18 protein-coding genes are annotated in these 20,053 nt (G+C 43.5%); 13 read left to right on the top strand and 5 right to left on the bottom strand.

Annotation, left to right across the window (positions count from 1 at the left end; all coding sequences use genetic code 11):
• Nucleotides 1-178 precede the first annotated feature (178 nt).
• A complete protein-coding gene (locus EQO05_RS10035; RefSeq protein ID WP_128506134.1) occupies nt 179-1,513 on the bottom strand; it encodes an OFA family MFS transporter in 1,335 nt (444 codons plus the stop codon).
• 710 nt (nt 1,514-2,223) lie between these two features.
• On the opposite strand from EQO05_RS10035, the gene EQO05_RS10030 reads away from it, so the two are divergent.
• The 3 genes from EQO05_RS10030 to EQO05_RS10020 all read left to right on the top strand — a co-directional run bounded on the left by EQO05_RS10030 (nt 2,224) and on the right by EQO05_RS10020 (nt 5,767).
• A complete protein-coding gene (locus tag EQO05_RS10030) occupies nt 2,224-2,754 on the top strand; it encodes a DapH/DapD/GlmU-related protein (protein WP_128506132.1) in 531 nt (176 codons plus the stop codon).
• Between the two features lie 257 nt (nt 2,755-3,011).
• Nucleotides 3,012-4,559 carry a 2,3-bisphosphoglycerate-independent phosphoglycerate mutase gene (gene gpmI / locus EQO05_RS10025; protein WP_128506131.1) on the top strand — a complete coding sequence of 516 codons (1,548 nt, stop codon included), beginning with the start codon at nt 3,012-3,014 and terminating at the stop codon, nt 4,557-4,559.
• 251 nt (nt 4,560-4,810) lie between these two features.
• Nucleotides 4,811-5,767 carry a beta-ribofuranosylaminobenzene 5'-phosphate synthase gene (locus EQO05_RS10020; RefSeq protein ID WP_128506129.1) on the top strand — a complete coding sequence of 319 codons (957 nt, stop codon included), beginning with the start codon at nt 4,811-4,813 and terminating at the stop codon, nt 5,765-5,767.
• Nucleotides 5,768-5,779: 12 nt separating this feature from the next.
• Here the strand turns inward: EQO05_RS10020 and EQO05_RS10015 are convergent, their stop codons facing one another.
• From EQO05_RS10015 to EQO05_RS10000, 4 genes are all read right to left on the bottom strand, one after another.
• Nucleotides 5,780-6,787 (bottom strand): cation diffusion facilitator family transporter, encoded by a 1,008-nt coding sequence (locus tag EQO05_RS10015; protein WP_128506128.1) that lies wholly within the window; start codon nt 6,785-6,787, stop codon nt 5,780-5,782.
• A gap of 73 nt (nt 6,788-6,860) precedes the next feature.
• Nucleotides 6,861-7,877 carry a flap endonuclease-1 gene (gene fen / locus EQO05_RS10010; protein ID WP_128506126.1) on the bottom strand — a complete coding sequence of 339 codons (1,017 nt, stop codon included), beginning with the start codon at nt 7,875-7,877 and terminating at the stop codon, nt 6,861-6,863.
• A gap of 563 nt (nt 7,878-8,440) precedes the next feature.
• A complete protein-coding gene (locus tag EQO05_RS10005) occupies nt 8,441-8,743 on the bottom strand; it encodes a hypothetical protein (protein WP_128506124.1) in 303 nt (100 codons plus the stop codon).
• Nucleotides 8,744-9,250: 507 nt separating this feature from the next.
• Complete coding sequence (locus tag EQO05_RS10000) at nt 9,251-9,574, bottom strand: hypothetical protein (protein ID WP_128506122.1); 324 nt, start codon at nt 9,572-9,574, stop codon at nt 9,251-9,253.
• A gap of 319 nt (nt 9,575-9,893) precedes the next feature.
• Here EQO05_RS10000 and EQO05_RS09995 point away from each other — a divergent pair, with 319 nt between their 5' ends.
• The 10 genes from EQO05_RS09995 (at nt 9,894) to EQO05_RS09950 (ending at nt 20,013) form a co-directional block, all read left to right on the top strand.
• Nucleotides 9,894-10,166: a hypothetical protein gene (locus tag EQO05_RS09995; protein ID WP_128506120.1), complete on the top strand. Its 273-nt coding sequence runs from the start codon at nt 9,894-9,896 to the stop codon at nt 10,164-10,166.
• 456 nt (nt 10,167-10,622) lie between these two features.
• The gene (locus EQO05_RS09990; RefSeq protein ID WP_128506118.1) at nt 10,623-11,516 is read left to right on the top strand and encodes a presenilin family intramembrane aspartyl protease PSH; all 894 of its coding nucleotides are present in this window, start codon (nt 10,623-10,625) and stop codon (nt 11,514-11,516) included.
• Between the two features lie 98 nt (nt 11,517-11,614).
• On the top strand, nt 11,615-12,415 hold the full coding sequence (locus EQO05_RS09985) for an HAD family hydrolase (protein ID WP_128506116.1): 801 nt from the start codon (nt 11,615-11,617) through the stop codon (nt 12,413-12,415).
• A 356-nt stretch (nt 12,416-12,771) separates the two neighbouring features.
• Entirely contained in the window at nt 12,772-14,385 is a 1,614-nt protein-coding gene (gene atwA, locus EQO05_RS09980) for a methyl coenzyme M reductase system, component A2 (protein WP_128506114.1), read from the top strand.
• Between the two features lie 40 nt (nt 14,386-14,425).
• Nucleotides 14,426-15,982, top strand: coding sequence for a methanogenesis marker 3 protein (locus EQO05_RS09975; RefSeq protein WP_128506113.1), 1,557 nt, complete (start codon nt 14,426-14,428; stop codon nt 15,980-15,982).
• 294 nt (nt 15,983-16,276) lie between these two features.
• Complete coding sequence (locus EQO05_RS09970) at nt 16,277-16,720, top strand: methanogenesis marker 6 protein (RefSeq protein WP_128506111.1); 444 nt, start codon at nt 16,277-16,279, stop codon at nt 16,718-16,720.
• Nucleotides 16,717-17,229: a methanogenesis marker 5 protein gene (locus tag EQO05_RS09965; protein ID WP_128506109.1), complete on the top strand. Its 513-nt coding sequence runs from the start codon at nt 16,717-16,719 to the stop codon at nt 17,227-17,229. The genes EQO05_RS09970 and EQO05_RS09965 overlap by 4 nt, the downstream gene beginning before the upstream one ends.
• Nucleotides 17,226-18,473, top strand: coding sequence for a methanogenesis marker 15 protein (locus EQO05_RS09960; protein WP_128506107.1), 1,248 nt, complete (start codon nt 17,226-17,228; stop codon nt 18,471-18,473). Before EQO05_RS09965 ends, EQO05_RS09960 begins: the two co-directional genes overlap by 4 nt.
• Before the next feature lie 6 nt (nt 18,474-18,479).
• On the top strand, nt 18,480-19,079 hold the full coding sequence (locus EQO05_RS09955; RefSeq protein ID WP_128506105.1) for a methanogenesis marker 17 protein: 600 nt from the start codon (nt 18,480-18,482) through the stop codon (nt 19,077-19,079).
• Between the two features lies 1 nt (nt 19,080).
• Entirely contained in the window at nt 19,081-20,013 is a 933-nt protein-coding gene (locus EQO05_RS09950; RefSeq protein WP_128506103.1) for a methanogenesis marker 7 protein, read from the top strand.
• The last annotated feature ends 40 nt before the right edge of the window (nt 20,014-20,053 follow it).

Raw genomic sequence — 20,053 nt, 5'->3', positions numbered from 1 at the left:
CTATTTTAGTAAATAACATTTTTAAATGAATAAATATTTTCGACTAGTCCCTGCTAAACTCCTGTCTCGAAAAATTTTGAGATTTACTTAGCAGAGAGCTGTATAATTTTATTTTATATTCTTTTATAATATTAAGCCTTTCAACAGGCACAATACCTGAGGCTGTAAAAAATAAAAATTAAATAGAAGATTTCTTTGTCTCAGTTGAAGAAATGGCTTTGGAGGCAGCCGTTGCAGGTGGCTTCAGCATTAAGAAAGCTACGACAATGCCAAGTACCGACAGCACGGCAACGTATGGGAAGACATTGACATATCCCCCAAGAATATCTTTTGCTGCGCCTGCCATCAGGTTTCCTATTATAGCCCCGACACCATAAGCTGTAAAGATCAAGCCATAGTTACGTGCATAGTCCGTAGTGCCAAAATAGCAAGCTGTAGCCGCGGGAGCAATAGCCAGCCAGCCACCGAGACAGAGCCAGAGTAGTGAGAACGCTATCGTGTACATGCTGACAGAAGCCGGATTCAGGTATACCAGCAGGGATGCGATTATAATCAGAATATATGATAGAATGGCCGCTTTTGAGGGAGTGATCTTATCCGTCAACGTGCCGAAGAGAGGCCTTCCGCCTGCATTACAAATTGCAAATGGAAGAATGAGGTTAGTCATCAGCACACCTGCGGTCAATTCACCTATGCCTGCATTGCCAGCCACCTCCATACCTGCGGGTTTGGCAACGCCTATAGCCATGAGCCCGGCAAGAGCGCCTATAGTGTAGCAGACCCAGAGGCCGATAAAGCTCCTAGTTCTTATCATTTCTTCTCTGGTGAAATCCACCTTCGCAATTCCCCCAATTGGTGCAGGGGGTTTCCAGCCTCTCGGGCACCAACCTGCAGGTGGAAAGACCAGGAACATTGAAAGAACTACGATCAATGCCAGGAAACCAATTCCCAGGAAACGAAATGTATTGAATATTCCGACGTTTGCGGTCAGCATATCCGCTACCTTCCCAGTAACGAATGCAGAAAATCCGAATCCCAGCAATGTAAGTCCTACTGCAAGACCTCTTTTGTCAGGGAACCACCTTGCAGAGGTTGTAATCGGGCAGCCGTAAGCAATACCAACGCCCACCCCGGCAACAACACCATATAAAATCGCAAGCATTGTCGGCGAGGTTGCAAAAGAAGCTAGAATCCAGCCCAGTCCTACGATAACCCCACCGATCATTCCCACTTTTCTGGGCCCCAGGCTTTCGATATACCTGCCGACCAGTGGCATGGTTACAGCGAACATGGCAAGGGACACAATGTACGGTAGCTGCATCTCAATTGCACTGACCGTTAGACCGAAACCCCCGGCTGATACCGGGTCTGTGAAAATTTTCTTTAGCGGTACGCTAAGTATACTGTATGCATAGACGGCACCCAGACAGAGTTCGATAATGGTGCCTATAATAACCAGTATCCACCGTCCCGACTCGGCGGGCATACCTAAAATCCTGACATCATCTGCCATAAGTTTAACACCTCTGAAAGAAAATTATTTCATTCTTTTCAATGCAGACAATAAATGTCGAAAGACTTACGCAATTGAAACGAAGAATAATGGCGTTAAACTTTTTAGCTGTCTAAAGTGTAAATTGAACTACAATTTTACTGTACCTGTTTTAGATCTCATGCGTAAGCCTGTACCGATCAAATTCGTAAGATTCAGCCTGCTCAAAATCGACATCAATAAGTCGGTTTTGATGGAATGAGTTAGTAAAAACACTAACCGGTAGGAAAAAAGCAAAATCAGTAACCAGTAATTGAAATCTAATTCATGAGATGTTCATAAATTAAAAATATGGCTACTGGTATTGTTTTACCCAGGCCGAATAGTTACCGTTACTTATCGAGGACCTGTGTAAATTTAGTTTCACCAATCCCCCATTATTTTACTCGGCTTCCCCCCTATTTAAACCTGATGGCAATTTGTCAGTATTATTCGTTATAAATATACGAAGTCGTTTCTACAGACTTACGGTATAAACCAAACTCTGAAATTAATCAAAAACCGTAGCAAAAGAAATATTACTGTCCTTTGTAATCGATTATTGAGAACCTTTCTCGAGGGGGAATTAGTACTGGTGGTGACTTTTTCTAAGGAGAATACCGGATACCTGAAGGGGTGGTGTTATTACGCTGAAAAGCAATCCAAAAACTTCGTGGAATAGCACAGAGCGCATGCCGACAGTATCGGCAACTGCTTATGTGGATGATTCAGCTATACTCATAGGGGATGTGAGGATCGGTGATAATGTTTATGTCGCGCCTGCAGTATCACTCCGGGCAGATGAAGCTTATCCCATCATCATAGGCGACGAATGTAATATTCAGGACGGCGTAATCTTTCATGGCCTTGAGGGCAGTTCGATTGAGCTGGGAAAGCGCATTTCAATAGCTCACGGCGCTGTAATCCACGGCCCCATGAAGATCGGGAATGACAGTTTTGTAGGTTTTAACGCAGTGGTGCATGCATCCACTTTAGGAGAGAAGTGTTTTGTAGCACATGGGGCGGTAGTTATAGGCGTAAAGCTTGCAGATGGCAAGTTTGTGCCACCTGCTACTTTAGTTGATACACAGTATAAAGCCGATGCACTTGGAGATATCCCGGACGACCTTAAATACTTTAATGACGAGGTAATTAAAATAAATAAGGAGTTCGCCTCCAGCTATGGCCTGAAGTCTAAAATGAGAAGAATAGGGATAAGGTAGAGACTTTTTTATTTCGCTTGCTGGAATGATTCTACAGGCAGTTATTTTTGTTAGCGCCAGAAGTATGAGGGCCGCGATGGTACCAGGCATAGATAGTGTAGCTACAACAGGAAATCATGTAATCCCACTATAATAGCCCACTATAATTAATGACTGTGGAAGTATCAGAACATATAATAATATTAAATTATGCCATCACAGAGTCATATGAGGTTCCATAATAAGCTATTTATGAACATGTGTGGAATTTGCTTCATATGATTCAGGCAAAAAGACCTCTTATGCTCATAATTCTTGATGGCTGGGGCTACAGGGAAGCCAGAGAAGGAAATGCTATCCTGGCAGCCAGAACTCCAAACCTTGACCGCTTGATAGAAGAATATCCCTGTTGTCTTTTAGAATCATCAGGGGAAGCCGTAGGTCTTCCGGAAGGCCAGATGGGGAATTCTGAAGTAGGTCACCTGAATATAGGAGCAGGACGAATTGTTTACCAGGACCTTACCCGCATAAACCTTGCTATCAGGAATGGAGACTTCTTCGAAAATCCGGCTTTTTTGGATGCTATTACAAACGCCAGAGATAACGACTCAAGCCTGCACCTCTTGGGGCTTGTCTCTTACGGAGGCGTCCATAGCCACATGACTCACATTTATGCCCTCATTAAACTTGCAAAGGAGAAAGGGCTGAAAAAAGTATATATACATGCATTTCTGGACGGCAGAGATGTGCCCCCTAAAGCTGCCCTCAAGGACATAAAGGAGCTTGACGCTATTTGCAAGGAGAATGGTAATGTTAAAATCGCAACTGTATCAGGGCGTTACTACGCAATGGATAGGGATAAACGCTGGGAGAGGACAAAACTTGCCTATGATGCCCTGACTCTGGGGATTGCCCCTTACAAAGCTCCTGATGCGGAGACTGCAGTTTCTGAAGCCTACGGCAGGGGAGAAACTGACGAATTTGTGAAACCGACTATAATCATGGATTCAGAAGGAAAGCCCGAGGCAGTTATACAGGATAGTGATTCTTTAATCTTCTTCAATTTCAGGCCTGATAGGGCACGGCAGCTTACCTGGGCTTTTGTGAATAAAGATTTTGAAGGCTTCCCCAGGGAAAAACACCCGAAGGTTCACTATGTCTGTATGGCACAGTATGATGAAACTCTTGATTTGCCTATAGCTTTCCCCCCTGAAGAACTGGAAAATGTACTTGGCGAGGTTTTGAGCAAGCAGGGGTTAACCCAGCTTCGGATTGCCGAAACCGAAAAGTACGCCCATGTGACTTTTTTCCTCAACGGAGGGCAGGAGAAATGCTATGAAGGTGAGGACCGCTGCCTAATTCCGTCACCAAAGATCGCTACCTATGACCTCAAGCCCGAAATGAGTGCATATGAAGTTACGAATGAAGTGATAAAGAGAATCAGGTCAGGAAAATACGATGTGATAATCCTTAATCTAGCAAACATGGATATGGTAGGACACACCGGAATTTTTGACGCCGCAGCAAAGGCGGTGGAAGCTGTAGATAACTGCGTGGGCAAAATTGCAGCGGCTCTTAAAGAAGTGGGAGGTGTAGCTCTCATAACTGCAGACCACGGGAATGCCGAACAGATGGAAAACTCGACAACAGGAGAACCTCATACCGCACATACCTCAAATCTTGTAAGATGCATTTACGCAGGAAATCATGAGGTTAAAGCTTTTAAGGATGGAAAACTTTGCGATCTTGCACCAACTCTCCTGGAACTCCTCAAGATCCGAAAACCTGAAGATATGAAAGGGGAATCCCTTATCGTAAAAGAGTAAACAAATAAAGAAAAAATGTGAAAAGGAAATTAAGCAGAGAAAAAAACCACCTGAGATATCAGGAACCTTAATTTCCCTTCTGCTCTTGCCCCCCTTTTAATCTTGCCCTTCTCATCTTATTCATTATTTTCATGAAAATGAAGCTTGATCAAAGATAATTTTAAAAAGATTAAATATCAGCAGTTATAATAAAAGAGCGCAGATACTTAGCAAATTAGAAATTTCCAGTCCAGTTTCGGAGTTTAATAGTAATGATCAAAGTAACCACCCCTTGCCGAATTCATATGACTCTCATAGATATGAACGGAGAGATCGGAAGAGTTGACGGAGGAGCAGGACTAACCCTTTCCTCTCCCAACATAAAGATTACGGCCGAAGAAGCCGATGGAGTCAGTATCGAGGGTCTGCAGGATTTCACCGATCGAATGAAAAGAGCTGCAGAAGCTCTGCTTCCAGAAGGGAAAGGCATCAGGATCAACGTACAGGAAGTGTATCCAGCCCATGTGGGTTTTGGATCTGGGACTCAATCTTCTCTTGCCGCGGCAGCAGCCGTGAATGAATTATATGATCTTGGAAAGAGTGTTAGAGAACTTGCACTAGCAGTAAAACGAGGAGGAACTTCGGGCATCGGAGTAACTGCTTTTGAGGAAGGCGGATTTATAGTTGACGGAGGTCACAGGTTCAAAGACAAGGGTGGTTTTATGCCGTCGGCTGCCAGCCGGGTACCCCCCGGGCCAGTACTCTTCAGGGAGGATTTTCCTGATTGGGATATGGTGGTAGCAATCCCTAATGAGAAGGGAATGCACGACCAGGAGGAGATCGATACCTTCAAGAAATTCTGCCCTCTCCCTATAGAGGAAGTCAGGGAAATCTGCCATGTCGTTCTCATGCAGATGATGCCTGCAGTAATAGAGAAAGATATAGAGAGCTTTGGAGCTGCAGTAAATCATGTCCAGAACGTTGGTTTCAATAAAAGGGAAAGCCTTATCTGGCCTGAGTTTGTGAAGAATATCGCTTCCTTCATGCGCAGCCAGAGTTACGGCGCCGGGGTAAGTTCCTTTGGACCTGTAGTGTATTCCTTTGTAGACAATAAATCGGAAGGCAGGCACCTCCAGGTGGAGGTTCAGAAAATGCTCGATGAATCCGTTGGCGGGACTGTTATACTTACCAGGGCAAAAAACCGAGGAGCAGAAATCTCCAGAGTCTAAAACCTCTCAGGTTCAGTGCGAATGAGAAGGGAGATTGTCGTGCTCATGCTCAGGCAGCCTGTGAAATGACTCCCCGGCTGAACCGAGCGGGTCCACATGAACGATCACGTTTGACAGATAACCCAGACCGTGCATCATCCTGTGCCGTACCTCTACGGCAATCAAATGCCCCTCTTCAACCGAAAGTAATGGGTCTACCGCAATGTTTACTTCCGCATATAGTCTGTGCCCTAGCCAGCGAACCCTTACTTCGGTAACATTCCCTACCTCTTCTATTTTATTGATTACCTGGTGAATTTCGTCAACAATGTCCGGTTCCACACCATCAAGCATACGGGAAAATACGGATTTGCCCGCGTCCCAGACGATTCTCAGAATTGTAATTGTAATAAGGAGTCCTATAAGAGGATCCGAGAGTGGAAAGCCAAGCCAGACCCCAAACGCTCCGAAAAGCACGGCGAGACTTGTAAAACCATCCGCTCGTGCATGGTAACCGTCAGCCACAAGAGCTGCACTTCCGATTTCCTTTCCTATTTTTATCCGGAATTTTGCAACAAACTCATTTCCCAGGAATCCGATAATCGAAGCTGCAATTACCCCTCCAAGAAATTCCACGGGCTGAGGGTAGAAAAATCTAGATATCGACTCATAGGCTGCTACAACAGCGCTTAGAAGAATTAAAAAGACAATTAGTAAGCCCGCAAGGTCTTCTGCCCTGCCGTAGCCGTAAGTGAAACGTTTGTTCGGTTTTTTCCGGGAAAGGAGAAAAGCAAGACCCAGAGGAATTGCGGTCGCAGCATCCCCGAAATTGTGGAGTGTATCAGCCAGGAGGGCTACACTTCCCGAGATCCAGACAATGAGAATCTGAAAAAGAGCTGTAGCCATCAGCCCGACAAAGGACCATTTGATCGCATAAAGTCCCCTGGATGTAGAGAGAAGTTCAGGGTCTACAGCTCCATGAGCATGGGCATGTGAGTGTTTTTCCCGGGAAGAGTTAGGGTCTGCTTTTGTCAGTCTCAGACCTCCTTGGCTGGATACGATAGAAATTATAAAGGAAAATTATGGAGCAAAATGCTTCTGAATAAAAGATTCCTTAAAACCACTGGTCAAGAGTTTTTTGTCTGGCTCCTGAAGCCGCTTTAAGCCGTTCTGCAGCTTTTTCCACCCTGTCAACCGAGAAATCATGCTTTTCACAAAGGAATTCAAGAAGTTTTTCGGAGTCAGGTTTGCCCCATTTTATTTCGTAATTATCCGTCACATCAGGGTTGAGAAAGATTTCCCGGATCCGGTCCACAGCTTCGATTTCTGCCCTTTTTTCGCGGAGCACGGCATAAATATCTCCATGCTTTTTAATAAGTTTGAGGGCTGTTTTCGGGCCTACTTTTTCCAGGCCTTTATTATAATCCGTCCCCACACAGATCGCGATATCTATAAGCTGCTCCCTGGTAATTTCCAGGGCCTGGAGAGTTTCGTCCAGTTCTATTATTTCGGCTTCGACGTCGACGTAAATATTCTTTCCCGGAAGCTTGCGTTTTCCTGTTACGGCCAGGTTCCGGACAACAACCGGCGCTCCAAAAAGGAATGAGTCATAATCCTGCGAAGCAACGCAATTAGCATCTTTTTTGAGAACCATATGTGCAGCCTGAGCTTCCCCTTCACAGGGTGCCTGAACGAAAGGAATTCCCATAGCGCTAAGAAGATACTTGGAATCTTCAATAATCTCCTGATTTACTTTTGAGGAAGCCTGGGCATACCTATAAGCCGATTCGAGATCCCCGACGGCTTTTGCATTTTCCCATTTTTCCCTTGAAGATTCCCTTACTTCTTTCCTTTTATTCAGTGTTTCGGACTTGAGAGCAGGAGGTTTGCCATCAAAAACAAAAAGAGGCTTGATACCGACTTCAACAAGGCTTGCTGTCCGGTAAAGCAGACCTGAGAGGTGGGAAGTTACTCTACCTGCGGAATCGACCAGAGGATTTCCATCCCGCTGGCGAATAATGCTCAAAAACTGGTGCAGCGTATTAAATGCATCAATTGCAACCACCTGGTTTGCAAGATCCGAAAACTCAACTTTTCTTTTCTGAAGCAGATCGCCTATGTCTGTGCCCATATTTTCCCTCGAGTCTTAAGTTTTCCTGAAGCTTCAGCGCTCCAATTATTTTCTTTCTTACCCCTTGCCTTATTCATTAGCCTTCCAACGGTTCCGTGAGAATTCAATATCAAAGGCCTTTTACCTCAAGCCAATATCATATATGCTTTGCTGCGGCTAAATATCAGAGGTGTTTTACAGTAATCCTGTAGTTTTACTGCTCAATACGCTTTATAGGTACTGAAGTTTTATATTTACCGCGCATTTCGAGTTATTCTGAGATATCCCGTTGAAGGTAGAAGCTTCAGAGAAACAGTAACTGCTCAGCATAATAGTAAAAATAAAGCAACTAACCACAGAGTTTCAGTCTAATTAATCCAGCTCTGATTCAACCATACAGTTTCTGCTCATGGAGCTTAAATCCGGCTCATGATGTTTCAGCTAAATTCACAAAGCTTAAGTCCCGCTTATTTTGTTTATACCTTATTACCATTTCCTGGTCGCCCATCAAAGCTATCCAGTAAGGGATGAAAAAGAGATGATATTTTAATGGGTTTCATAAGTCTCTTCAGAGACTTCAGAACTCAGGCGGTAAGGTCAAGTCGAACATCGATCACTGAATCTTCATTTGCCTCTATCTTGGATATTGTCAGCAAATTGCCTTTTCTCTCCAGTAAGGTCGCTTTCGTGACCTGAACCTGGTGCCCATCTATCTGTTTTTTGTTATTGTTTTTATGGATGACCAGGAGCTTCTGTCCTTTTTCAGCTCCTTCTCCTATTTTGGACACAATATTTCGTATGACCTGTTCAAAATCAGAATAAATCAAAATTTCCGACTTATTTGCAACCTTCTTGATAATGCCAATCGGTTCCAGATTGAGGTGCATATTAGCTTTCCTTCTTTACCTGCTTACACAAGTAATCAAATAATACTAACTCTGAGTAATAATAACTTGCGATATGTGATAACTTCTTTAATATTTTTATTAATAATCGGATCTCAGATATTCCTCTCTACTACAGAAGAACCAATATATATACCTTACTAAATCAAGGTGCTTGCACCCGAAATGGCCGGATTGAACCTGAATAAATCGGAAATATTAGTAGATATTGCAATTCAGACTAGGATAAATAGTAATAAGTTTATACTCAAACTCGAATAAAACCTGAGAATCTGTTTAATAAATTTCTTATCTACTGTTTTTTAAAATTAACCTCGCCCACGTGGAAGATTCCTGCACTATAAAGGGGATGCTGCTAAAATGTTAGATATTCTCAAATAAAAAACTGTATTTAATTGTCAGCAAAATTTGAATATCCAACCATATCTTTTTCTTAGAATAGAAGATTGAAAGTCCGGTCCTTATAAAAAATAGAATTATAAGTAAAATTCAGTGATACTTTCTGCGGTTGAACTCGTAGATTGAATTATCAACTTTGCTTGAGAGTTCATTCATCCTTTCTTCAATCTTCATTCCCGTACTCTCCATGTTGACCTTGAGGGTGCGGTCCTTTGCTTCCATTTTATCTTCGAGCTCCTGAAGCCTGTTGTTAATAGAGATGAGCATAATCGCTAGCGTTCCGACCAGGACCATAACCGAGAGAATAATCAAGGGGTTTGTGGGTTTGTATGCAAATCTTCTAAGCCATTCAAAGGATAGAAGAAAGGCTGACAGAACCATCACAACAAGAAATACTGTATCTCTAGTTTCCATTGTATACCTCTAATATACCTGTAAGATTTTTCCGCATACACAAGTGTTCTGTAATATATATTTCAAAACGATCAAGCGGAGATACTTTTGCTAAAGTATCAACCCAAAGGTAATATATCAAGAGTTTGGGGATCTCCTTATAAACTTTGACGGCCTGCGCGATGATCCGGTAATTAGAGAGTAGCCTGACACTCCGATCCCGCAGTCGAATACGGAAAGGAATTACTTGTTAGCTATGAGACACTTTACCAAATGGACCGGGAAGACACCGGGTTAACTATTAACGGAGGCCGAACAGGAAGTTAAATCTGGTAAACTGATGCGACAGCGCAGTATAAAAAAGTATCTAATTGGGTCTGGAAAGCGCTTACAAAAGGAAAGGGGCAACGCCAATCTGACCGCCAGGAGTCGTTTAGCAGGACTCAAAAGTTTTTACCAGGCTCTTGATATTGAGATTCCTGAATTGCCGCAGGCCAGGATCAAAGCGTACCCGCTGAAAGGTAATATGGATATCCATACTGAGGAGCAACTGCAGGAAGTCCTCAAGGTATATGATCCTTTGAAAAAAGCAATATTGCCTGTAAGTCAGTGAAAAATATAGGGCATGGTTTATCCGGGAGAAAGCATCAAAACCGAAATTTCTTTTGAAAAGGGAATTCCGTGTCAGAAAGTAGATATCAATATCTGATTGTAGTGTACGTTCGTTTAAGGTTCGAATAGAGCGCCTGAGAACAAAACTTTCATCAAATGACAAATTTTTTGTTTTCAACTCTTATCTCCCGGATTGAAAGCGCAAAAACTTATAGCCTACCCGAAAAGTCGATAAGCGAATGCTCTAGAAAAAAGAGCCAGATCTTAAGGAATGTATCAGAAGTACTGCGCCTGAAATACTATGTGATAAATCCCCTTCCTGAAAAATATGACAAAAGAAAGAGATTTTCCAGGCAAGGTTATTATATAAACAGGCTAGAAGAACAGGAGATAAAAATACAGTAAATATATAAAGGAATAAAAGAGGCATACTGTTAAGAATTGAGGAGTTTAGCACTTGAGTTCCAGCGAACAATCAATTAAAGATTATTTACCTATTCTCTCCATGGGAGGATTAATCTTGGTAGTGCAGATTCTTGCACTTTTTTTATCCGCACCCATGGAAGTTAATGAAATGCAGGCTTTTGAAGACCCTACCCAGGTGTCCAATTCCATATATTATATTATAATGATCCTGGTTTTCACCCTGTTTGTCCTGATCGCACTAAAGAGAAATATGAAATGGGTAATCAGCCTCTTTATTTACCTGGCTATAATAAGTACCCTATACTACGTATTCTTTGCCCTGTTTACTCTCATTCCGTCTCTGTCGGGATTTGAAGTCATTGCCTCAGCGGTGCTATCCACAGGAATAACAGTACTGCTCTATAAATATCCCGAATGGTACATAGTTGACATTGTGGGCGTTTGTATTGCAGCGGGGGTCAGTGCCCTGATAGGGATTTCCCTTTCAATTATCCCCATAATAGTACTCCTGCTACTTCTTGCAATCTATGATGCTATCTCGGTATACAAAACAAAGCATATGGTTACTATGGCTGAGGGGATAATGGACCTGAAGCTTCCGATCCTGTTCGTAATTCCAAAAAATTCAGGTTACTCCTTCCTGAAGGAGAACTTCAAATCGGGAGAAAAGCGCGAAGCCTTCTTCATGGGTCTCGGAGATGCGGTTATGCCTACCCTTCTGGTGGTCTCGGCAAATGTCTTTATGGAAAGCAATGGGATCTCATATCCAGTTCTCGGGGCTATATTGGGCACCCTTGCGGGGCACGCAATACTTTCCATCCTGGTAATGAGAGGAAAACCCCAGGCAGGGCTCCCTTTCCTGAACTCCGGAGTGATCCTTGGATTCTTTGCAGGTGTCCTGCTCTCAGGAGCCCAGATAATGTGAAGTTAGCTTTTCTTCACATATTTTATTTTCATCAAATCTCTATTGAGTTTTCCGGATTTTTACAAAGATTTTTTTATTTTATAGCATAATCACTTGATATGTCCAAAAGAATTGCAGTGGTCTTTGACAGCGCTGGAACCCTTCTACATATGTACAGGGTTGCAAAGGAAGCCAGCACAGGGAATATTCTTGAAAACATAGAGAGCACTGCTATCGTCGCGCAAAAAAACGGATGCGGGCTTGTAGTTCTGAATGCCGAAAGTGATATAATCCTGCGTTCAAGAAAAGATATGCCATTATTCGAATTTATAAGAGAGCACCGAGTTTCATTAGGCATAAGCTGCTCAAAAGGAAAATTTACTCCGGAAATTGCATGTGAAATTATAAGAGGAACCGCCGCAAGAATTGGTGACGTACATGAAGTGCTGGAAGCAGTTACAGCCCGCTGCCCTAATGTTTTTTACATTGCAGCAGGCTTGATAGTAGACTCCGAGGCCAGAAGCGTGCCGTATGTACTGAGCACAGGTGGACACGTATTCAGCACAACGCTGCAAACAATCCAGACTCTGCATTCCATGAAAATAGACACTTATATCGCGTCAGGAGATAGTTTATTTGCTCTCATGCAATTGGCTGAGTTTGTAAATATTCCCCAGGAAAGAGTTTTTGCCTTCTCAAACACCCTCATGAAGGAAAAAATTGTGCTTGAACTAAAAAGTAAATATGAAAAAGTAGTCATGGTAGGGGATGGAATCAATGACATACTGGCTTTCAGGGCAGCAGACGTGGGGATAATGACAACGCAACAGGGTGACAGAAGACCCGAAGAACTTAGAAAAGCGGCAGATGTGATAATTGACAACATAATAAAGGTTGTGGATGTGGTAAAAGCGCTGTAACTTGTATAAAAGAAATTAATATATAAAACGAATAATATAACACGACGAGTCAATATAAGAAGACTAATCAATATAACACAACGAGTCAATATAGCAGGACGAAATTAATTTGACTAAGGAAGTTCACCAGATGAATTTGATTATAAACCCTGCTTTAAATGTTAACAGTGAAAAAATAATGCGTTACGTTTATGTAATCTTTACTCTTATGTACTTGTTGCCCAAATGTGTGAAATTCATTGTTTATGTTACTGTATTATTCACTTGTAATAATTGCTTTTCACTCTTGAGCTATATGCCCAGGCAGGCAAGAACCACCAGAAAGTTTTGCAGCTCATAATTGCGGAGGAAAATCCATGCCAGTATTTATTGAAGTTAAAAATCTAACCATAGATTTCGATGGTCACAAGGCCCTGAAAAACGTAAACTTAAGCATTAACGAAGGGGAAATCGTTGGAGTTCTGGGAAAAAGCGGGTCCGGGAAAACGATCCTGATGCACGTACTGCGCGGCACAGAATCTTTTGAAAACATATCAGGTGAAGTGATTTATCATCTTGCCCGCTGCCCGAAATGCGGTTTCATAGAGCGCCCCAGCAAAACAGGCCAGAGGTGCCCGGTATGTGGAGAGACGCTGGAGGCTTTTGAAGCGGATTTCGTAAAACTCTCCCTTTACAGTCCGGTAAGAAAAGATGTTACCAAACGTATAGCCATTATGCTTCAGCGCACCTTTGCACTTTACGGAGACGAAAGAGTTCTTGTAAACGTTATTAACTCTCTGAATGAGATCGGGTATGCAGGAAAAGACTCTATGAAAAAAGCAGTCGAACTGCTGGAAGAAGTAAACCTGAGTCACCGCATGATGCATGTTGCAAGAGAACTTTCGGGTGGAGAAAAACAGAGAGTTGTGCTTGCAAGGCAGCTTGTGAGAAATCCCCTGCTTCTGCTAGCTGATGAGCCTACAGGCACTCTTGACCCCATGACTGCAAGACTGGTCCATGATGCTATGATCAGGTCAGTTAAGAACTATAATATGAGCATGATCCTGACTTCTCACTGGCCTGAGGTTATCGAACAGATGGCAGATAAGGCTATCCTGCTTGAAAATGGAGAGGTAGTCCAGGAAGGTGACCCGCTTGAGGTTTCTGCGATATTCATGCAAAGTGTGTCCATGGTAAAGCAAGAAAAAAATGTGATGGTCGGCGAGCCTATAATCAGGGTAAGAAACCTTTCAAAACGCTATATCTCAGTTGACCGTGGCGTGGTAAGAGCCGTAGATGATATCTCCTTTGATGTAAAGGAAGGAGAAATTTTCGGGCTGGTCGGAGTGAGCGGAGCAGGCAAAACCACAACCTCAAAGATTCTTATGGGAATTCTACCGCCCACATCCGGAGAAGTTGAGGTTCGCGTGGGAGACGAATGGGTTGACATGACAAAACTGGGAGTGGAGAATAAAGGAAGGGCAACTAAGTACATGGGATTCCTGCATCAGGAATACGGCCTTTACACTCACAGCTCCGTAATAGACAACCTTACCGAGTCTATTAGCCTTGACCTGCCTTTTGAACTCGGGGTTAGAAAAGCCGTAATTACTCTCAAGGCTGCAGGCTTTGAGGAAAACAAGGCAAAAGCCATTTTACCCAAAATGACCGATGAACTGAGTGAAGGGGAGCGGCATAGAATTGCACTTGCGCAGGTTCTGATAAAGGAGCCGAGAATTGTCATTATGGATGAGCCGACAGGGACTATGGACCCGATCACCAAGGTATCGGTAACGAATTCCATCCTGAAAGCCAGAGAGGAGATAGGAGAAACGTTTGTCGTAGTTTCTCACGATATCGATTTTGTAAACGAGATCTGTGACCGTGTTGCACTTATGCGTAACGGGAAAATTGTAGACATAGGTCAGCCAAACAATATACTGTCTCAGCTCACCGAAGAAGAAAAAATCAAAGCTGCAGAAGAAATATAAATATGCTGCCACCTCTTAGTATGGAAAATACTAAAATGAGGTGCCGATTACGAGTAATGAGATCAGCGTAGAGGTGAATGGGCAAAAATATACCTTACCTGAAGGCTCTACCCTTGGAGATGCCCTTAAAGTTTCCAGAGCCTCTTACATGGCAGGTACAGCGATCGGAATTCTGAAAGAGACCGCTGAAGAAAAGACAGAAATAATCACCGAATACGCTATCAATACTTCCAGAGGGGAATTCAGGATAGAAATAAAAAATCCTGAGTCACCTTCAGGAAAATTATGGGCGAAGCATTTTGAAGAGTATGAAGGGAAGCCTGTGCACTGGGCGAGCCCTGAAGCTCTGGCTTTCGGGCCCTTTGAAGCCGAAATTAAACCTTCGCATGGGACAGGGAGCTTTGAAGCTTTTGAGGTAATGTTTGGAGCAGGTGGATTTGACCCCCATAACACTCATCTTATTTTTTCACTAAAAAGACATACGGCAGAGTATGGAATGCCTGAAGACGGAATTTTTGCAGAAGTTGTAACCGGAAGAAAAATTTTATCCAGGCTATCCAGAGACGATACGATTCTGACCATTGAGCCAATAATAGAATGGGAGCAAATCTCAGAGAAGACCTGTACAACTGATCTAACTATTTCGCTTGAAGATGGAAATAGCATATTTACTTATTTTGAAGTTGAGCTTTCCAGAAATGCTCCCAGAGGAGCAGAACATTTCTATGCCCTGACCCGTGAAGGAAGTCTTGCTGTAGATGTTACTACCAGTTCATTTATTTCGGACGATGGCCTGAAAGGAGAAACTGTTCCTTACGAAAATTTCGAGCCGAGAAGAGAAGGTGCGATCTCCGTCCGAACAGTAGGATACGGGCTGGGCAGGACGTATATTTCCAAGGAGGAACGGCCTTCAAGCCTGATACATTCCGTTGTAGGGCAGGTAACTAAAGGTATCGAACTTATCAAGCTCGCAGAAGAAGGACAAAAACTCTCTGTTGAGAGCCTTCCTCCCCAGATAGTTCTTCTGGGGCATAGCTTTGAAGAAGCCGAGCCAGTACTTTCTTCCATAGGGGTTGAACTGGTAAAGGACGGATATATCGGGGAGGATGCAGTAATTGTCAGGCAGGATCCGCCCACAACCCTGGAAATTCTTGGAGAAGCAAAGGTAACTGCGTATGCAGTATCCAGAGCAAGACTGATTGAAATTGAACTTTACCCTGAAAAAGCCCCCAAATCCGTAGATTTTTTCCGCCATGCTCTTGAGCTTAAAACAAAAACCGTCGGAAAGCTGCCGGTTTATATGATATACGATGACACTTACCTTTTTAAAACCGAAAAAGAAGTCGTCAAGTATAAGGAAATCCTTCCTGAAAACACGCCCACAAATAAGGTACTCGGAGGAGAAATAGGAATTACAAATCAGGCTGCAAAAAGAATGGGGACTATAGGAGTAAGAATTGGAGATGACGAGCTTTTCGGCCCCACCGGAGAAAAGTTTTCCTCAACTAATATTATCGGCCGGATAATAAATCCTGAGAAACTTCTCGATGTCAAAGAAGGAGATGCGATATACGTAACTGAAGTTGTGCGCAAGTAAATTTACAGGTAAATAATGGATAAATATTAAGAGTACATAATAAAGATAATATATAAAAGAAGTAATATACGTTAGCGCAGTAATAAATAAGTAGCCGTAATAAATATCAGGCTAATAAATAACAGGCTAATAAATAACTCAGGCAGAAAATCGGTTGCTTGTATCAGGTTAAAACCTGGATTAGAAATAAGTCAACTCATTATGATGCGGCCGCTTTAATGGATCCAGAAGCTTGAGCGGATTTATATGGATTCATCGAAGGTGGAGTCTCCCGGGGTGAAGGAGAGACGAAAGATGACGGAAACGAAAAAAGAAGAGATTACAAAATACATTGTAATCAGTTCGGATAAAGTGCTGCCTTCAGACGCAGCTATGAAGATCTACGAATCAGAGTTTCCAGTTACGGTAAAGGAGACATGTTTTGGACTTATCGTATCAGGAGCTAAAAACGATGTCCAGGGAGTAGTCGAAAAAATCCGGCAACTGGATAAAAATCATATTTTTATAAAGGATAGGGGATTCCCTCCAGGAGATGAGAGACGTTGCCGCGCAAGCAGGGGTGGAGGTCCGCGGCCAGGATTCCATTTTTTGAGGGAAGAAGTGGAAATGCTTCCGGCTATAGGAGCTGCACTTGACGAACTTGAAGCAAAGGAACATGTAAAAGAAAAATGTAAAACGAAATGCAGGCTTAAAACTTCGGACCTGGAGAAAGTTATTGAAGAAGAGCTTGCGAGGTGAGTTTTTTGGCAAAGGTCTTCATTTACCCATTAAATAGTCTTATTCTGGCTGACCTGGTTGAACGCTTCGGGCATAAACCCCTTACCATGATGAGCCAGATCCGAGAAAAGGTTACAGGTCTCAGTCTGGATTCTCCTCCCATGAATATAACTTCTGAAGATCCTAAACTGGGCCTTAAATATGCTGCAATCGAAGTGCCGGCTGGAGTAAGAGGAAGAATGTCCCTTATGGGTCCCCTTATAGAACAGACAGAAGCTGCAATTATAGTTGAAAACCCACCTGCGAATTTCGGCTGCATAGGCTGTAATCGCACAAACGAGCTGATAAAATATTTAATCCGCTCAAAAGGTGTTCCTGTTCTTGAGGTGAAATATCCGGAGTCAGACGACGAAGCCCGCGATTTCGTAAATAAGATCGCAGAATTTCTAGAAACGCTGCCCAGGGAGAAGCCTGAAGAAAATGAAAAGGCGAAAGAAGAAGGATTGCCAGAAAAGGAGGGTAAGGAATGAGTGCTGAAGAGTCTGCAGTTGTCAAGATTGCGCTGGTATCATGTGGCTCTGAATATGCTGGAGTTCAGCCCGAATTTGAAGAAGCTGCAGCCAAAGTGAACGCAAAATTTGTTTTCCCTGAGGTTGATATTGCATCCATAGATACTATAGGCCGTGATTTCGGGCTTGAGGTTGCAAGCGGAGACCTGAGGCTTATGATGGCCAGGGCAAAGGCTGTCGTTGAAGGTACAACTAATGTGGACGGAGTTTTTATTACCACCTGCTTCCGCTGTGCCGAAGGAGCTATTGTACGAAATGAGGTCCGGAGGTACATCCATAAACACTCCAGAATCCCGGTAATCAGTTATTCGTTTACCGAAAGTACCACTGCAGGCACCCTGCTCACTCGCCTGGAAGCCCTGACAACGATTGCCAGACGCAGGCACCTTCTTACAAGGGAGGTACAGACAGGACTGACTGCGGGAATAGATTCAGGGTCAACGACTACAAAAGCCGTGATAATGAGGGATAACAAAATAATAGGCAAGGGCTGGGTACCCACAACAAAAGTCCTTGAAAGTGCTGAAGAGGCGTATTCTATTGCCCTGAAAGAAGCAGGAGTTTCCAGAGAAGAAGTTCAGGCCATGGGTACGACAGGATACGGGCGCTTTCTTATAGGAAATCATTTAAAAGCTCAGCTTATTCAGGAAGAAATAACTGTCAACTCGAAAGGTGCGGTATACCTTGCTGGCAGGCAAAAAGGCCCTGCAACCGTTATTGATATAGGCGGTATGGATAACAAAGCGATCTCAGTTGAAGACGGAATTCCCGGAATGTTTACAATGGGTGGGATCTGCGCAGGCGCTTCAGGACGATTCTTTGAAATGATCTCAAAACGCCTTGGTGTAGACATTACCGAACTCGGAGCTCTGGCAGTCAAAGGGATGCACGAAAAAGTATCCATGAACAGCTACTGCATAGTTTTCGGGATTCAGTCCCTTGTAAATTCCCTTGCCAAAGGATCTACCCCTGAAGATGTAGCGGCTGCAGCCTGCTATAGCGTGGTAGAACAGATCTACGAGCAGCAGTTACAGGAAGTGGATGTAAGAGAGCCGCTGATTCTTGTGGGCGGCTCTTCCCTTATTGAAGGAGTCCCAATGGCCCTTGGGAAGCTTCTCAAGATCGATGTTCTCGTGCCCGAGAACTCACACCTTATAGGAGCAGTAGGGTCAGCTTTGCTTGCTTCAGGCTTTATAGAGGAGTGAGGAAAAATGGATTCGCTTGAGATTTTTGCTGTTGAGTCCATAGTCGCTTCGGAGCAGGAATTTTACAGGAAAATTATCGAGGACAACATGGCAAGTCTCAGGCTTGCCCCGGCAATAGGGAGAATAAAGGTAGTGTTGAGACCTGAAGACTCCCTCTTTCAGATGGCAATCATCTTGAGGGATGTAGGCACCAGAGTTACAACCGTTGATATTGCCGACGTAGAAGCAAAGCCGGTTGCCGGTGAGATAATAATTTCGATCAAGAAAGAGCAATATATTCCGGAGTTACTAGGAAAACTCTGGGAACGTTACGGGAAAGCAAATATCAGCCAGCCCGACCGCTGGACTGTAGCTATAAGTACGGACAAGCCAGAGGAAGAAGCAAATTTTCTTAAAGATCTGATGGTCGCGGACCCCAGGCACAGACTTCATGAAAACCTTGTTGATTTCGCTATCCGAGTCACTCCAGAGGGTTTTAGAGTCCGTTATCACCTGTATAAAGGTAACCGATTTATTTTCGTAGCATCCGAGGAAGCATTAAAACGTGAATGGATTGAAGAAACAGAGTCAATGCTCGAGGAACTGATAAAAGGAGGGAAAAAGTAAGATGGCTGTACTCAGACCCTATCTTTACACAGGCGGTGTCCACAAGCATGGGCTTTTAATCGAGCTGCTGGAAGACCTGGGAGGCTACATAATCCAGAAAGTGGTCACAGGGACTGAAGTCAACATTATAATGCTTATTCCTGAAAAAGATATCCCGATAGTAAAAGAGCAAGCTGACGAACTGCTTGGGATGATGGCAGAAGCTCCCCTTACCGGAGTTGAGATCGCAGTTGTTTCTCCTACCCTTGCCTCCCATCACCTTCCACATTCAGCCTGTGACGTAGCCGAGTATCTCCGTCACCCCGGTGCCAATACAAACATGATAGGCCTTGCAAGAGGAATGGGGCGCAGAGTGTCTCTGTCTATGGATTATGAAAGGAAACTGATAAATGAGCACGACATTGTGGTTTTCACATTCGGGTCCTTCAGCGACTGCATTATAAACAAGAAGCCAAAACTCTTTGAAGGCATAGAAATTCCTATCGTAGTTACAGGCGGGCCTGACCTGAAAACCGAGGAAGTCGCCGGATCAGACCTGTATGTTGGAAATATCGGAAGGACTTCACACAGGTTAAGGAAATCCGAGGAGGTTAGCGCCCTTGATAAACTCAATGAAGAGGTTGGGAAAATTGCTGACAATATTCGCAGACAGCAGGCAAAAGACCCCCTTGCAGTGCTTCCTGCCAGAGTTATGAAGGAGGTTGAAAACCAGGTTCCTGAAATCCGAACCGTACTTTCGCCTGCCCCGCTCACTCTCCAGCTTAACGGGCTCAGGGTCAAGCTGCCCTATGACGAATTTCACGAAAGGCTTGAAAAACTGGAGTTTGATGAAGGAGTCACGCTTTCGGAGCTTGCAAATATTTCGAGATCAAAAATGAAAAATTATATATTGATAAAAATCAAATCTAAGTCTGACGTTGGTTTTGCAATTTGATCCGGATTCTGTTGCGTTAAGAGTTGTCAACTTTGCATTT

Source organism: Methanosarcina sp. MSH10X1 (genome assembly GCF_004099695.1).
In the GTDB taxonomy this organism is placed as follows: Archaea; Halobacteriota; Methanosarcinia; order Methanosarcinales; family Methanosarcinaceae; genus Methanosarcina.
This window is presented reverse-complemented; position numbering and strand designations above follow the sequence as displayed.

Coding starts and splice junctions, on each gene's coding strand:
- EQO05_RS10035 (WP_128506134.1), bottom strand. CDS start 1,513: ATGGCAGATGATGTCAGGATTTTAGGTATGCCCGCCGAGTCGGGACGG.
- EQO05_RS10030 (WP_128506132.1), top strand. CDS start 2,224: ATGCCGACAGTATCGGCAACTGCTTATGTGGATGATTCAGCTATACTC.
- gpmI (WP_128506131.1), top strand. CDS start 3,012: ATGATTCAGGCAAAAAGACCTCTTATGCTCATAATTCTTGATGGCTGG.
- EQO05_RS10020 (WP_128506129.1), top strand. CDS start 4,811: ATGATCAAAGTAACCACCCCTTGCCGAATTCATATGACTCTCATAGAT.
- fen (WP_128506126.1), bottom strand. CDS start 7,877: ATGGGCACAGACATAGGCGATCTGCTTCAGAAAAGAAAAGTTGAGTTT.
- EQO05_RS10005 (WP_128506124.1), bottom strand. CDS start 8,743: ATGCACCTCAATCTGGAACCGATTGGCATTATCAAGAAGGTTGCAAAT.
- EQO05_RS10000 (WP_128506122.1), bottom strand. CDS start 9,574: ATGGAAACTAGAGATACAGTATTTCTTGTTGTGATGGTTCTGTCAGCC.
- EQO05_RS09995 (WP_128506120.1), top strand. CDS start 9,894: ATGCGACAGCGCAGTATAAAAAAGTATCTAATTGGGTCTGGAAAGCGC.
- EQO05_RS09985 (WP_128506116.1), top strand. CDS start 11,615: ATGTCCAAAAGAATTGCAGTGGTCTTTGACAGCGCTGGAACCCTTCTA.
- atwA (WP_128506114.1), top strand. CDS start 12,772: ATGCCAGTATTTATTGAAGTTAAAAATCTAACCATAGATTTCGATGGT.
- EQO05_RS09970 (WP_128506111.1), top strand. CDS start 16,277: ATGACGGAAACGAAAAAAGAAGAGATTACAAAATACATTGTAATCAGT.
- EQO05_RS09960 (WP_128506107.1), top strand. CDS start 17,226: ATGAGTGCTGAAGAGTCTGCAGTTGTCAAGATTGCGCTGGTATCATGT.
- EQO05_RS09955 (WP_128506105.1), top strand. CDS start 18,480: ATGGATTCGCTTGAGATTTTTGCTGTTGAGTCCATAGTCGCTTCGGAG.
- EQO05_RS09950 (WP_128506103.1), top strand. CDS start 19,081: ATGGCTGTACTCAGACCCTATCTTTACACAGGCGGTGTCCACAAGCAT.